The organism is Sphingopyxis fribergensis (genome assembly GCF_000803645.1).
GTDB lineage: Bacteria > Pseudomonadota > Alphaproteobacteria > Sphingomonadales > Sphingomonadaceae > Sphingopyxis > Sphingopyxis fribergensis.
The window spans coordinates 4,552,229-4,566,682 of record NZ_CP009122.1; the positions used below are offsets into that span (position 1 = coordinate 4,552,229).

Genomic DNA, 14,454 nt, shown 5'->3' on the forward strand with positions numbered 1-14,454 from the left:
GGGCTCCATTCTTGGGAGAGGCAGAAGCCGGGTTCGGGAACGCCGGCTGGCAGGTGGCGGGCAATGACACCGTGGGAAGGGACCTCAGGGTGCCATGGCCCGTCGAACTAAACGATGGGATGCAGGCGTCGAAAGGAAATCCAAGAGCTGGGTTCTCGCCCGGTCTTGCCATTGGAACGGTGCCGCTAGCGGAATTCGACGGTCGCTTGGCAATCATCTTCCTCTCCTCCGGAACAACGGAATGAGCGCTCATTCCGTTGTTCCGGATAGGTGATGTCTGACCACCGGTCAAGCGGTTCTCCCGCATATTTGGCCAAATCGGCTCGGAGTGAATACCGCCGGTTGGGCTCCGTTAGTGCTTTTCCCCTGTTCATCGGGCATGTAAGCGTGAGAGATCTGCATTGCAGAGCGGGGTGGCCTCGGTCTCCGACACAGGGTTGGCAAATGGCGGCTTCCCAAAGAAGGGCTACGAATGAACCGGGTTTCAAGAAAATATGCTGAAGGGGAGTCTCCGCGTGAGAGAATCGTCAACGCCGCGCGCAGGTTGTTCGGTTCGAAAGGCTTTTACGCGACGACAACGGCTGAGCTGGCGGTCGAAGCGGCGGTCAGCATAGGCCAGATCTACCGCCTCTTCACCGGTAAGGACGATATCATCCTCGCAATTGTCGAGGAGAATGTCCGCGTTCGTGTCGCCGGAATGTACTCGATTTTCGACGCCGTGGAACGGGGCGATCTTGCGATGTTCGACGCGATCAAGGCGATCGCCGGCAGCTCGCTAGACAATACGGATAGCAGTCTGTTCTACGAGATCCTGGCGGAGGCTTGCCGGAATCCTTTGGTTGCGGAGCGGTTCGAGGCGCAGACCGCCTTCTACCGCGAGGGCATTCGCCGTCTGGCAGCGCTTGCGCGGCCCGATGTGTCTTCTGCCGAGCTTGAAGCCTATAGCGATATAATGATGGCCTGTTTCATCGGTCTCGGCCACCGTACGGCGGTTTCGCCGCCTGTCGATGCCGAGGCGACGAGCCACAACACCGCTTGCCTGATGATGCGCGCGCTTGGCCTCGCCGAACAGGATGGGGCATCTTGTAAAGTCAGCCGTGGCCAGTTTGAATAAAATATGCTGCGTCGGAAGTTCGGTATTGCAGGCGCAGATATCGAGAGTTGCGATTGCACCGCGCACCAGGAGGAATATACGTCGCCTCATCCTCGGCATCGCCTTTAGGGCAGTCTCGAAAACGGCAAATCGCTCTTTGCCCAACAGGACGCTCTCTGGCGAGAAATCGGACAATCCATCTTTTGTCGACTGCTCCAGCATGTCGCGATGCACGGCATCATGATGGTTCGAGCGACGATGATGATCGATCACGATGTTGCACGCGACCGTATAGAGATACGCGCGGATTGGTCAGCTCGCCAAAATCGGGTGAGGCGGCGAGCTTGGCGAAGGCGGCCTAGGCGACTTCCTCGGGCTCCGGCGGCCCAGCTCCGAAACGCGACGCGATGTATCGCGTGAGACTACCCCAATGAGCGCGATAGAGGTTCTCAAGGATCGAGGCCGTATTCTGCGCGATCGGATGCGGGGCACCGCTGGCCGCCGAAGCAGCCGCGCGCGATCCTTCATTCTGATGCGGCTGGCCATACGTCTCCGAAGCTCGACAACGAGATTGGATCGGCCTCCGATGCAAGGCTGTTGCCCCCCGGTCTCATGTTCGACGTAAAGCGCCTCACTTGCAATCCCTCCCTGACCTGCCTTCCTAAATTTCGAGCTTCTGAGCTGAAAAACTAGAGAATGCGATGACGCGAAGAGGACGGCCTTCCGTGACCTCGCGCTCGGAGGATTGCGCCCGTGGTTTTTCGCCGGGCCATCGCCTTTCGGTCTCGAAAGTGGGGCGCTGACACCACCATCGGCGAGGAATGCCATCAGACCCACGCTCTTCGGCGTGGGTCTGATAATCCTCCAGGCGATCTGGCGGCCATCGGGGATGTCTTTGCTGGGCGCGTGCGGCGCCATGTTTCCGAGCGGCGAAGTGGCTCAGGGCTACGCTGGGGCCGAGACTGTCTGCCCCGCAGTCTTACAAACTCCAGGTTCAGACGATGAGATCAACCTATCTTCCAGCAACAGCCTGGCTGCATCGCGGTTTGCCTCTACGAGGGCGGGATCGCGCGTCGACTGGGCGATCACGATCGAGCCATGAACCAGCGACAAGATCTGGACCACGGCTTTTTCGGGCATGCTCAACGCCAAGGGCGCGATGAGTGACGCAACAAAGTCATGCAGGCGCTTGAAGTACATGGCGATGGTCGCCTGTACGTTTGGAGAGTTAGCCTCCGGGCCGAATTCGGCCAGCCCCTTCACGAAGGGGCAGCCCCGAAAGGACGGCGCACGCAAAGGCTCCTCCAGTGCGTCAAAAATGGCAAGGACGCGCTCCAGCGGTGATAGCCCGGCTCTTTCGGTCGCGGTTGCGAGCATCTGAAACCAAGCATCACTTTTATAACGCAGATAGGTAGCGATGAGGTCGGCCTTCGACGGAAAGTGCTTGTAGAAGGTCATCTTGGCCACGCCGCTTTCGGCGATGATCCGGTCTATGCCGACAGAGTTGATGCTGAGCCGGTAAAACAGGTCCGACGCCGTCTTCAGGATGCGTTCTCGCGGGGCAAGGGCGTCAAGCGACTGCCCATCCACATCCACGAACCCACGCACGCCGCGCTTCTGCATCTTTCCTTTCCTTCACCTACAATTCTTTGCCCGCACCAAGACAGACTAATCTGTCTATTTGTGATTGCAAGGGTAGACAGGTCTGTCTATATGGGTCGCCATGCACCGAGGAAAACTGAGAAAGGCCTTGAGATGAGCGGAAAAGTCGTTGTTGTGACCGGCGCCAGCAGTGGTTTTGGAAAACTCACTGCGTTGGAGCTGGCTCGTCGGGGCCACGCGGTGGTAGCGACCATGCGAGACATCGAAGGAAGAAACGCCCCGGTCCGAAGCCAACTTATCGACGCGGCGAAGGCCGAAGGACATGTGCTGCAAGTCCTTGAAATGGACGTCGCCGACGAGGCCTCGGTCAATTCCGCGATCGACCAGGTGGTCAAGCAGCACGGAAAAATTGACGCATTGATCAACAACGCCGGAACGATGGCTGTCGGGGTCACCGAAGCCTACACGGTTGCGGACGTTGAACGGCAATTCGCGGTCAACTTCTTCGGCGCTGTGCGGACCGATCGCGCCGTTCTGCCGCATATGCGTGCCGCCGGCAGCGGACTTCTCGTTCATGTGACATCCCTGATGGGCCGCGTCATTTTCCCGTTCTTCGGCGTCTATTCCGCGAGCAAGTTCGCGCTCGAGGCGCTTGCCGAATCCTATCGGTACGAACTGAAGGGCATCGGCATCGACTCCGTCATCGTCGAACCGGGACCGTTCCCGAGCAACCTTATCTCCTCGAGCCCGGAGCCATCCGATCAAGCCGTGCTTGCATCCTACGGTGAGGTCGCAGCGATACCGGGTCAGATCAAGGCCCACTCCAACGATGGACACGACGCGGCCAATCCGCCACGGCCCCAACGCGTGGCCGATGCCATTGCCCAACTGGTCGAGGCCACGGAGCGGCGTCCGTTGCGGACGGTCGTCATGCCTGAAGGCATGGACCTCGGCGTCCAGCGACTGAACGAGGCCGTCAGCCCAATTCAAAACGACATGCTCACGACGCTCGGCATGTCGGCCATGATTTGATCGGAGCCAGGCGATGAGCACACTCTACAGCACGAAAGTCACTGCAATTGGCGGCCGCAGCGGCACCGTGCGCAGCGATGACGGCCTTCTCGATCTCCCACTGGCGCTGCCAACGTCAATGGGCGGCAAGGGCGGCGCGACGAATCCGGAGCAGTTGTTCGCGGCCGGCTATGCGGCTTGCTTCGAAAATGCCGTGATCCACGTCACCCGCAACAAGACGACCAGAGTAAAGGACACCGACATCGTGGTGGTGGCCGAAGTGGGCTTGTCGCCAAATGCCAGCGGCGGTTTCGCGCTTTCAGTGGCGCTCGACGTCGCGATCACCGGGGTCGATCAGGCGACGGCCGAGGAGATCGTGCAGGCGGCGCATGCGACGTGCCCCTATTCGAATGCGGTGAAGGGCAATATCGACGTAGCCATCGCGGTCACGACGAACTGATCTCGATGCGGGAGGCGGATCTGGCGGAAGGGGCGACGGACCCGTAGCTCCCGGATCGCCAAGTCTGCGTCCCGCTACCGAGTCGAACTGCTGACGGGGCTCTCCCGGCCGGTGCGAGCGCTACTCGTCATCGGCGTACACGACGACCTCCGGCGCCATCACTGGGCGGTCGCCGACTGTCGCCAAAGTCGACCGGTTTTCGGAGAGAGTTCACTTCCCGATCTTGTATCCTTTGGATTGCGCTATTATCTAGTGCACTATGAAACAGCTCACTAGTTATTTGGCCGAAGCGCCCTCGGACGATCGGTCTGGGGCCGGCAACGAGCTGTCGTTCGCCGTGTACCGCGCAGCCAACCGGATGGCGCGGATGCACAAGCCGTTCCTGGAACCGCTGGGGCTGACGTTCCCGCAATATCTTGTCCTGCTCGAACTCTTTGCCGACACGCCGCGCACGGTGGGTGAGCTGGGCGGAAAGCTCGGCATGGATACGGGCACCATCACGCCGCTGCTGAAGCGGTTGGCAACAGCGGGAACGGTCACGCGGGTGCGGGACACCGCCGACGAACGGCGCGTCCTCATCGACCTGACACCCGCCGGCGAGGCGCTCCGCCCCGCTGTCCTGGCGATCAGCGGCCAGATCAGGACTGCCTGCAAGCTCGACGAACGGGGCGCCGCCGGCCTGCGTCAGACGCTAGACGACTTCGCCGTGCCGGCGTTCGAAAGCGATCCGAAATGACGGATCGTCGCCTTCCTTTCGTATCACCCCATCACCCTAGACACGGTCGCCTTCGGCACATCGCCAGGCCGATCACGGATCACACAGCAAAAGGACAGCACACATGAAGATCGGCATTCTTGGCACCGGCAATATCGGCAAGACGCTCGTCCACCGGTTGAGCGAGAAAGGTCACGACGTGAAGGTCGCCAACTCGCGTGGTCCCGCATCGATCGGCCCCGACATCCTCTCGTCCGGCGGACGGGCGGTGACGGCAGAGGAAGCGGTCCTCGATGTCGACGTCGTGATCCTTTCCATTCCCTTCAACAAGATTCCCGATATCGCGCCGCTGCTCGCCGGTCTCCCGGACGAGACGGTCGTGATCGACACGTCCAATTACTATCCCTCTCGCGATAACCGGATCGAGGCCGTCGAGGCAGGGCAAGTCGAAAGCCTGTGGGTGGCCGAACAGCTCGGTCGCCCGATCGCCAAGGCCTGGAACGCGATCGGCGCCGGGCCTTTTGCCAACAAGGGCAAGCCCGCCGGCACTCCGGGCCGGATTGCACTCCCCGTCGCCGCCGATCGCGACGAGGATCGCCGGGTCGCGCTCGCACTGGTCGAGGACACAGGGCTTGATGCCTTCGACGCCGGCAGTCTCGCCGATTCCTGGCGCCAACAACCTGGCGCACCGGCCTATTGCACCGACCTGACCCGTGACGAGATGGGGCCGGCGCTGGCCGCGGCGGAAAAGGCGCGACTGCCGAAGCGCCGCGACCTCGCCGGCGCGGCGTGGATGGAGCGGCTGGAGGGTGCGACCACCGAGCTCGATCCGGACTACCTGCCTCGCCTGAACCGCGCACTCTATATGTAATCGACACCGACATGCACCGGACGATGGGGTGGACTGCCCCATCGTGCGTGGCCAACGGTGGACTGCGAGAAATCCATGATCCGCGAAATGATTATCGGTCTGCATCTGGGCAACGGATACGGCTCGCTGCCCGGCTCGTGGCGCATGCCGGGCGTCGATCCCCTGAGCTATACCAGCTTCGATGCGAAAGTCCGGCAGGCGCAAGCCGCCGAGCGCGGCAAGCTGCACTTCCTGTTCCTGCCCGATGGCCCCAGTTCGGTCGCTGCCGACATCGAACATGAATCTCCCGGCTTCAATCTCGACGTCATGATGACACTCGCCGCGGTTGCCCGCGGCACCGAGCGGATCGGTCTCGTCGCCACCGGCTCGACCACCTTCAACGAGCCGTACAATCTCGCACGCCAGTTCAAGGCGCTCGACATCATGAGCCACGGGCGGGCAGGCTGGAACGCCATCACATCTGCCGGCGAGGATGTTGCTGCGAATTACGGCCAGCGGATTCCGTCGAGTGCGGACCGCTACGGACGCGCACACGAGATGGTGCAGCTCGTTCAGGCGCTTTGGGGCAGTTGGGGCAAGGACGCTTGGGTCCATGACCAGGCGTCCGGCCGGTTCGCGAATGCCGACGAGGTGGCCCCGATCAATCTGGGCGGACGGTTCGTCGCCTCGCGCGGGCCGCTCTACATCCCCCCTCCGAGCAGGGCCAGCCCGTGATCTTTCACGCCGGCGGCGCCAGCGCCAGCGCGCTCGCTCTCGCCGGCCGCTTCGCCAGCGCGGTCATCGGCGCGGCGTTCACGATCGAGGAAGGACGCGCCCACCGGACGGCATTCAGGAACGCCGCCGAACGCGCCGGTCGCGATCCCGACGAGATCAAGTTCATTGCCGGCCTGATGACCACGATCGCCGATGACAAGCGCGCCGCGCTCGATCGCCGCATCACGCTGACCGAACGGACGTTCCCGCAGCGCGCGGGGTATCTGCAGCAGATGCTGGGAGTGCGGATCGATCCAGCCCAGCTCGACGAACCGCTATCGCCGCAGCAGCTCGCCGCTGCCCGCCCGTCGTCCGGAGATCCCCGCGCGGTGCGGGCGCTGGAGGTCGCGCGCGAGGGATGGTCGGTGCGCGATATCCTCGCGCACGGCGTGATCGACTATCAGCCGGTCGTGGCGGGTCCGCCTACCGAGGTCGCAGATCACATGCAGGCATGGTTCGAGGCCGAAGCGGCCGATGGCTTCTGGGTGGCTCCCGACGTGTATGAGGACGGGCTGGGTCCGTTCGTAGATCAGGTCGTTCCGATCCTCCAGGCGCGCGATCTGTTCCACCGGGACTATGCCGGCACGACGCTGCGCGATCACCTGGGCGCGCCCGCGCAATACGGGCTCGATCCACGGATCGTCCGGTGACGGCAGGAGCAAGCAGAACCATGTGGGTGCGCGTGACTGCGGAAATCACGACGGAAAAGCCGCTCCGCCCATAGTCGTTGCCTCATCCTTTATGCTCAGGATGAAGAATGACGCTGGATCTGACCCGGTGCGACCTCGCCTTCAGCTCCATTGCTGCTCTGGCTGCCGCAGCCCTCCCGCACGCCATTGCCATGGCGCAGGTCCCGACACGGTCGGCTGTGAATCTCTCGCTGGTGGACCCGGAGCTGCGCGCCGCCGCGCGCGAGGCTGCGCCGATACCGACGCGCTGTCCCCGGCCACGCTTCCACCCCCGGGCCATCGGCGGCAAGGTTCCCGCCTTCGACGCCAATGTGCCGGCCGATCGACGGTAGATCGCCGGCGACCGCGGTGCGCCCGAGGTCGTCTATTCCGCGTCACCGTGGCGTGCCAGATCTTCTGGTAGCGGGGTCTGACCGCTCCGATTCTTCACGGCCGGCAGATCTGCTACGTTGCTGCGCCATGTGTGAAGAGCGGTGAGTTCAAGAGCGATCGGCAAGCCAACAATCTCGGCGAACATCAGGCCGGCAAACAAAGTTACGTCGGGCATGGAAAATTGATCGCCGGCCAGGAAAGGCTGCTTTGCCAGCACATCATTGAAATAGGGCATATTGGCCACGGCATATGCTCCGCGCCGCTGCCCCCATTCCTTTGCGCCGCTCCAGTCCGGCATCCGCCACGGTCGCAGCGTGGGGCCAAGACCAGGGGTGCCATAATGAAAATAATCGTCGACGGCATCGATCAACATCATCTCGGCGCGACGTTGCATCATGTGGATGAGCCCCTTCTCACGCGGTGTTGTGCCGGTCAGGATCGGGTTGCCATCCAGATTATCGAGATACTCGGTAATGGCGGTGGATTCAGAAATGATCGTGCCATCGGGCAACTCCAGAACGGGGATCTTTCCGATCGGGTTCATCGCGAGGAAACCCGGCTGCTTCTGTTCAGCGGCAATCAGATCGACACTGACGAATTCGATTTGGTCCTCCAGGCCTTTTGCAGCGACGACGATGCGGACCCGGGCCGGATGGGGAGCAGCCTCTCGATCAAAGATTCTCATGGACATTCCCTCTATCTGGCAGTTGATAGATATAGTACGTCTGTCGCGATCAATGCGTCAATGCCTATCTGCCATTTGATAGGCAGCAGACTTTGCAGGTATTGGAATGAGCACGAACACCAGGGAGCTGATCCTGAGCGCCGCCAAGCGGACCGCGCAGGCGCATGGCTATGGCGGTCTGAATTTTCGCGATCTCGCGAAGGACGTGGGCATCAAGTCGGCCAGCATCCATTATTATTTTCCCAGCAAAGCCGATCTCGGTGCGGCGGTAGCGAGGCGTTATCGGGAGGATGCTGCAGCGGCTCTGGAAATCATGTCGAACGAGACGCCGGATCCGATCGCGTGTCTGCGCCGCTATCCGGATACATTCCGTACGGCACTCCAGACTAACAACCGAATGTGCCTCGGTAGTTTCATGGCCGCCGAGTATGACGATCTGCCGGCTGCTGTGGCGAAGGAAGTCCAGGATTTTGCCGACGTCAATGTCGCATGGATCGCCCGCCAATTATCCGCTGCTTCCCTCATTTCCGTCGAGAAAAGCGAACAGAGGGCGCGGGCGATCTTTGCCGCCATCGCGGGCGCCCAACTATTAGCGAGAAGCCGATCAAATCTCAGTTTTTATGACTTGGCAATCGACAGCTTCCGCGAGGCGGGGCTTTTGCCAACTTAAACGCGCTTGCGGACATGTACACGAGCACGTTTGTGCCTGCCGCGGCCCCGCCTTTCATCCTGTCGGTGAGGAGCGCTAGCGGGTTGCTGCATAGGCAAGAAAGACCTTCCACCTGGTCTCGAATGTTTCCTGCAGGTCTGTGCTGTCAAGTTTGCTGGACTCGTTCCGCAACCGCTCAGCTACGCCGTCAATCAGATCGCTGAGGATGCTGGCGAGCGTCGGGGCATTGACGTGGCGAGTGATCTCCCCCTCTTCCTGACTGCGGATGATCAGGAGGATCAGCGGCGCCTCCATGATCGAGATCCAATTGGCACATCGTTCCCGCAGAAGGGGCGAGCGTGCCGACTCTGCCCTGATCACAAGGCCGAACGCCAGATTGTCGCGCTCGGTCAGGAAATTGAACAAACGGATCGCGGTCTGCTGCAAAGCATCCAAGGCCGAGGCTTGCGCGACGGTTGTCTCGTCCATGACAGCCCGCAATGAAGCAATGTTGCGATCGATCACAGCGACCAGTAGCCCCATCTTGCTTTCAAAACGGCGGTAGAGAGTCAGCTTTGATGCTCCGATCCGTTCCGCGATCTCGTTCATGGACGCATCGGAAAATCCATCGCGACAGAACACGTCTCGCGCTGCGGCAAGGATCTCGTCATCGATGGCCGCAGCCTGCTCGCGGGTCGGACGTCCCACTGAACGCTTCTTTGTCATGTGCACGCTTCCCATGGCGCCATTCTATACAATTGGCGGATTAAATAAACTTGCCGGTTGCATTTTTTGCGCATGGCGAATAAAGAACCCACGGGTATCATTTTATGAATCCGTCGGCGACTGGCCCAGCGTGCCTTTCGCGCTCTCACGGCAAAGGAGGCGGGAATGCAGCAAACAACACCTGGACACGAACATGCGGGGCGCGCGTCGCGTTTCGATCGCACCGTTCTTCGAACGGTCGCAGTGCTGCTGCTCTCGATTGGAGTGTTCCTCGCCGCCGGCGGAGCTTATCTCCTCGCACTTGGTGGCTCCCTATATTATCTGCTGACCGGCCTCGCCGTGGTCGCCAGTGCCGTGCTCCTCTGGCGCGGTGATCGGCGCGGCCAGTGGCTGTTCGGGGCAATGCTCGTTGCTACCGTGGGGTGGTCCGTCTGGGAGGTAGGGTTCACGGGCTGGTCCTTGGTCCCGCGTCTTGTCGGCCCCGCAGTTCTCGCACTGGTTCTACTGCTTCCCTCGATCCAGCGCGCCACTCGCAGCACCAGTCGGATGCCGCGCGGCGGCGTTGTCTTCGCCTTCGGGGGCGTAGCAGCGCTGGCCCTCGGCGGCGGTTTGCACACGTTCCGTGCGGCGCCAGCCGATCCATTATTTCAGACCGGCGCACAGGATTCACTGCCGCAAACAGCCGTTGCCGCATTCGAAGGTGTTCCTGGCGACTGGCTGCACTGGGGTAACGACCAAGGCGGCAGCCGTTTCAGTCCGCTCGACCAGATCACGCCTGACAATGTGAACGGCCTGACGGTCGCCTGGACCGCCGATATGGGGCCGGCGCCGGGTGACAAGCTGTCCAGTCTCGAAGTCACGCCGCTGAAGGTCGGGGACACTTTATATGCGTGCACACCTTACAGCATGGTCGTCGCGCTCGATGCCGAAACAGGCAGACGCCGTTGGACGCACAATGAACCGGACTCCGGCAAGGCGATCTCCCGCTTTTGCCGCGGCGTCGCTTACTACCGGACGCCAGATGTCTCTGGCGTTTGTGCCGAGCGGATCATCTGGGCCAGCCCGGATGCCAAACTCGTGGCATTGGACGCCAGGACCGGCCGCCTCTGTTCACGGTTCGGAAACAATGGACGCACAGACCTGCTGACCGGCATGGGCAAGGTCCCGGACGGCTATTACTACGTCAGCTCAGCGCCCCAGATCATCCGCGGCAAGATCGTCGTGGGCGGCGGTGTTTTGGATGGGCAGTATTGGGGCGAGCCGTCCGGCGTGATCCGCGGCTATGATGCCGTCACCGGCAAGTTTGCCTGGGCGTTCGATGTCGCCCGTCCAGAAGATCATTCGGAGCCAACCGGCGACGCGCATTACACCTACTCCACCCCGAACAGCTGGGCGCCCATCAGCGCGGACGAGAAGCTTGGCTTGGTCTACCTTCCAACTGGTAATGCCGTGCCCGATTACTACGGTAGCCAGCGTCGGCCATTCGACGAATTTCTCGCCTCCTCGGTGATCGCGATCGATGCGAATACGGGCGGACTGCGCTGGCGCTTCCAGACGGTTCATCATGACCTGTGGGACTATGACGTCGCCTCGCAACCGACTTTGATCGACCTCCCGGTAGGGAATGCGACGGTTCCCGCCCTGATCCAGCCCACCAAACGCGGCGAGGTTTTCGTGCTGGACCGACGCACCGGTAATCCCTTGCGTAGCGTCGCCGAACTCCCAGTTCCGCAAGGTCCGATCGCGCCGGGCGAGCGGCTGTCTCCCACCCAGCCCTTCTCAGTCGGCATGCCATCCTTCCGCGGCCCTGACATGACCGAAGCCGACATGTGGGGTGTGACGCCGCTCGATCAGATGCTGTGCCGGATCAAGTTCAAGCAGGCTCGGTACGACGGACCGCTGACGCCACCGCAAATCGACCGCCCAAACCTCGTCTCTCCGGGCTACCTTGGAGGAAGCGACTGGGGCAGCGTGTCGATCGATCGCGATCGCATGATCATGATCGTCAACTCCAATCGGATGCCCAATTACGACCAGCTCTATACCCGTGCAGACGCGCGCAAACGGGGCTGGGGAGTGGTCGGCAAAGATCCCCATGCCAATCCGGCAGCCGGACAGGCGATGGAAAACACCCCGTTCGCGGTGGACGTGCAGCCGTTCCTGTCGGTGCTCGGCACGCCGTGCAACGCGCCGCCCTGGGGCCTGCTCACTGCTGTCGACCTGCGAACCGGCAAGGTCATCTGGAACCGTCCCATCGGCACTGCGCGTGACAGTGGCCCGCTCGGCATTCCGATGATGCTGCCGATCACCATAGGCCTGCCCAATGTCGGCGGCTCGATCGTGACGCGCGGTGGGCTCGTGTTCATGGCAGGCGTGCAGGAGCGGATGTTCCGTGCGTTTGATATTCGAACCGGCAAGGAGGTCTGGGATGCGCGCCTCCCGGCTGGCGGACAGTCCATTCCGATGACCTACTGGTCGGATCAGTCCAAGCGCCAATTCGTGGTGGTAGCAGCAGGCGGACATGTTCCGCTCGGCACCAAGCTCGGCAAATCGCTGATCGCTTACGCGCTTCCGAAAGAACATTAACCGGCCTCTGCACATCATCGGACATAGATTGACGGTATGATATCATTCACCCTCTGCTCTATCAGAGATTAAGGTTAGGGTCAGGAAGGCTTCGGGATTGAGGGTAGCGTCGCGGTCCTCCCAGCCTGCAAAATTCTCGAAAGCCGCCTGTACGACATCTTCTGGATCGGGCGGCCCCGCTCCGAAGGCCGCGCGACATAGCGGCGAAGCCGATCCTTGTACGATCGATAAAGACGTTCGACATCCCCGCCGGAACTGGCGGCGTCGAAATATTCATCCGATGTCGGCTCGGAACGCACAGGCAGGAGCTTCCCTTCGCGCGCGAGGGGAACAAATCTTTTTTGAAGATGCAAGCTTGAGATTGATCGGCGCTCGTCCTGATTTCAGGCGGCCTCAAAGCTGACTAGCTGCTAGCGATCAGAAGCAGCTCTGGCGCGCCGCCATCGCGGCCTATCGGTTCAGGAAGAATTCTACCGGTACGGCGAGCTCCAGGGGGGCGGGCCGAGTGGCTGGAACGGCTGGGAGCGGTTGTGCCCGGCGCAGGGTATCGAGGGCGGCACGATCGAGCGCGGACGAACCGGAAGATCGGATAATTTCGGAGGAGAGCACCTGCCCGTCGCGCGTCATCCGGAACCGGACATGCGCTACGCCCTGTTCGCGTCGTGCGCGTGCGGCGGCTGGATAGCGGCGGTAGCGCTCCAGATGAGCGAGCAACAGCGCTTCCCACGTCGCCTCGGAATTGCTCGATGCCTGGTCGGCCGGCGGCGCCGCAAGCGATTTAGGTGCGGTCGTTTCAGGGACCGGATCGGCCGCGCGCGATTGTTCTTTCGGAGGCGTAGGACGTGTGACCGGAGAGACGCGCGGGTTCATGATCTCTGGCAATACCGGTTGCTCTTCGCGTTCTTGCGATTGCTGTTCCTGCTCGATCTGCCGGGGACCCTCTGGTACGTCCTGTGTGGGTTCGGTGGGAGCGGCTAGCGGCAGAAGGTTCACTGCCAGCGGCTTTGGCACGACCGTCGGCCGAGCCAGCTGCCAGGTGAGCAGCGTTGCTGCCGCAACCAGCAGGAATACGGCGGTCGTCCCGCTCAGTCCGACAAACCGCGTTCGCCAGTCCATCGGCTGGTCACTGTAACGCGAGATCGGATCCGGTTGAGCGCCCTCTACTTGGGTTGGCGGGCCCTGCTCGTCTGCAGGGTGCCGCGCGTGCGTCGCGCTCAAGGAAAGGGCCGCATGCTTCATGCGTTCGCGCCCGGTTCTGGGCGATGGATGATCCAGACGGCCCAGAACAAGAGGAAGGCGACGACCGCGATCGAGAGCGCGACGCCCGGTCGCACGTGCAGCCAGAACAGAACATAGCCGGCGCTCATTCCGCCGCATGCCAATATCTTCGCGCGGCGCGGCACGGCGCGTTCGGCGCGCCAGGCGTTGATTCCAGGACCTAAACGGGGGTGATTCAGCAGCCACGCCTCGAGTCTCGGCGATGACCTCGCAAAACAGGGCATGGCGAGCAGCAGGAAGTCTATGGTCGGCAGCAGCGGTACAAACAGGCCGAAGAACCCCACGCCGACCAGCAGGAGGCCGAGCCCCAGCCATGCCAGCCGGGCAACCCGCCCCTGCCGCAGCGGGGTGTCCGGACCGGGATCAGCGGAGGCGAGCATCGACGAAATGCTGGACGCGGGCAAAGGCGGCGTTCGCTCCGGCGACGGCGCGACCTTCCTCGTCGGGGGTCAGTTCCGCCGCGTCGAGGGCAGCGGTGAAGACACGCCAATGCGCCGCGGGTCCTTCGGGGGCAGGCGCCAGGTGCCGTGCGGCATGATCGTCGGACAGGCCAATCTTCGCAGCTTCCTTGCGCAGCAGGGCCGCGCCCATGTTCGAGCCTTCCGCGACATAGAGCCAGCCGAGCGCGGTGGGCACGTCGATGGTCGATCCCGGAGCAAAGGCGGGAGATTCGTCCAGATCGGGAAGCGGACGTTCGAGATCGGTCAGGTCTAACGCGATCAGCTCCGATTTCCGACGGTCGGCCAGCCCCGGAAGCAGCGACTGGAGCTCGGGGACTTCGTACAGCGGCTCGATATCGCGATGGAAGAGATACTGAACCTCGGCAAAGCGGGCATAGCCTTCGAGATCGGCAAAGCTTGCCGCTGACATGACCGAGCGATCAAGTTTGTCGTGCGCCGCGTGGGTGAGCGTCTTGAGGCGCTTGGAGAGCGGGAGGTCGATACCATCTGTCATTGGATTTCTT

At 62.1% G+C, this 14,454-nt stretch carries 14 protein-coding genes and 1 pseudogene; 9 read left to right on the forward strand and 6 right to left on the reverse strand.

The features are described 5' to 3' along the window. Nucleotides 1–472: 472 nt before the first annotated feature. On the forward strand, nt 473–1,114 hold the full coding sequence (locus tag SKP52_RS21355) for a TetR/AcrR family transcriptional regulator (protein WP_081997472.1): 642 nt from the start codon (nt 473–475) through the stop codon (nt 1,112–1,114). A 924-nt stretch (nt 1,115–2,038) separates the two neighbouring features. Here the strand turns inward: SKP52_RS21355 and SKP52_RS21360 are convergent. After that, nucleotides 2,039–2,716 carry a TetR/AcrR family transcriptional regulator gene (locus tag SKP52_RS21360; RefSeq protein WP_039578562.1) on the reverse strand — a complete coding sequence of 226 codons (678 nt, stop codon included), beginning with the start codon at nt 2,714–2,716 and terminating at the stop codon, nt 2,039–2,041. 132 nt (nt 2,717–2,848) lie between these two features. On the opposite strand from SKP52_RS21360, the gene SKP52_RS21365 reads away from it, so the two are divergent. The 6 genes and pseudogenes from SKP52_RS21365 (at nt 2,849) to SKP52_RS21390 (ending at nt 7,526) form a co-directional block, all read left to right on the forward strand. Beyond that, a complete protein-coding gene (locus tag SKP52_RS21365) occupies nt 2,849–3,727 on the forward strand; it encodes an SDR family oxidoreductase (protein ID WP_039578565.1) in 879 nt (292 codons plus the stop codon). A gap of 13 nt (nt 3,728–3,740) precedes the next feature. Continuing rightward, entirely contained in the window at nt 3,741–4,166 is a 426-nt protein-coding gene (locus SKP52_RS21370) for an organic hydroperoxide resistance protein (RefSeq protein ID WP_039578568.1), read from the forward strand. A gap of 259 nt (nt 4,167–4,425) precedes the next feature. Continuing rightward, nucleotides 4,426–4,902, forward strand: coding sequence for a MarR family winged helix-turn-helix transcriptional regulator (locus SKP52_RS21375; protein WP_052208680.1), 477 nt, complete (start codon nt 4,426–4,428; stop codon nt 4,900–4,902). A 103-nt stretch (nt 4,903–5,005) separates the two neighbouring features. Further along, nucleotides 5,006–5,752: an NADPH-dependent F420 reductase gene (locus SKP52_RS21380; protein ID WP_039578572.1), complete on the forward strand. Its 747-nt coding sequence runs from the start codon at nt 5,006–5,008 to the stop codon at nt 5,750–5,752. Between the two features lie 144 nt (nt 5,753–5,896). After that, nucleotides 5,897–7,155, forward strand: a pseudogene (locus tag SKP52_RS21385) (NtaA/DmoA family FMN-dependent monooxygenase). A gap of 107 nt (nt 7,156–7,262) precedes the next feature. Continuing rightward, a complete protein-coding gene (locus SKP52_RS21390; RefSeq protein ID WP_148309204.1) occupies nt 7,263–7,526 on the forward strand; it encodes a hypothetical protein in 264 nt (87 codons plus the stop codon). A 32-nt stretch (nt 7,527–7,558) separates the two neighbouring features. Here the strand turns inward: SKP52_RS21390 and SKP52_RS21395 are convergent, their stop codons facing one another. After that, on the reverse strand, nt 7,559–8,251 hold the full coding sequence (locus SKP52_RS21395) for a glutathione S-transferase family protein (protein ID WP_039578577.1): 693 nt from the start codon (nt 8,249–8,251) through the stop codon (nt 7,559–7,561). A gap of 106 nt (nt 8,252–8,357) precedes the next feature. Here SKP52_RS21395 and SKP52_RS21400 point away from each other — a divergent pair, with 106 nt between their 5' ends. After that, a complete protein-coding gene (locus SKP52_RS21400; protein ID WP_039578579.1) occupies nt 8,358–8,921 on the forward strand; it encodes a TetR/AcrR family transcriptional regulator in 564 nt (187 codons plus the stop codon). Nucleotides 8,922–8,996: 75 nt separating this feature from the next. Here SKP52_RS21400 and SKP52_RS24845 read toward each other — a convergent pair whose 3' ends face one another. Then, on the reverse strand, nt 8,997–9,626 hold the full coding sequence (locus SKP52_RS24845) for a TetR/AcrR family transcriptional regulator (RefSeq protein WP_160292457.1): 630 nt from the start codon (nt 9,624–9,626) through the stop codon (nt 8,997–8,999). A 165-nt stretch (nt 9,627–9,791) separates the two neighbouring features. Between SKP52_RS24845 and SKP52_RS21410 the strand changes: the two genes are divergently transcribed. Further along, nucleotides 9,792–12,212 carry a membrane-bound PQQ-dependent dehydrogenase, glucose/quinate/shikimate family gene (locus tag SKP52_RS21410; protein WP_052208684.1) on the forward strand — a complete coding sequence of 807 codons (2,421 nt, stop codon included), beginning with the start codon at nt 9,792–9,794 and terminating at the stop codon, nt 12,210–12,212. A gap of 450 nt (nt 12,213–12,662) precedes the next feature. Here the strand turns inward: SKP52_RS21410 and SKP52_RS21415 are convergent, their stop codons facing one another. Genes SKP52_RS21415 through SKP52_RS21425 form a run of 3 tightly spaced genes read right to left on the reverse strand, consistent with a single transcriptional unit; the run spans nt 12,663 to nt 14,444 of the window. Continuing rightward, nucleotides 12,663–13,451 carry an energy transducer TonB family protein gene (locus SKP52_RS21415; RefSeq protein WP_228383730.1) on the reverse strand — a complete coding sequence of 263 codons (789 nt, stop codon included), beginning with the start codon at nt 13,449–13,451 and terminating at the stop codon, nt 12,663–12,665. After that, nucleotides 13,448–13,870, reverse strand: coding sequence for a YbaN family protein (locus SKP52_RS21420; protein WP_052208687.1), 423 nt, complete (start codon nt 13,868–13,870; stop codon nt 13,448–13,450). The genes SKP52_RS21415 and SKP52_RS21420 overlap by 4 nt, the downstream gene beginning before the upstream one ends. Beyond that, nucleotides 13,854–14,444, reverse strand: a complete 591-nt coding sequence (locus tag SKP52_RS21425; RefSeq protein WP_039578581.1) for a biliverdin-producing heme oxygenase — start codon at nt 14,442–14,444, stop codon at nt 13,854–13,856. The genes SKP52_RS21420 and SKP52_RS21425 overlap by 17 nt, the downstream gene beginning before the upstream one ends. Nucleotides 14,445–14,454: the final 10 nt, after the last annotated feature.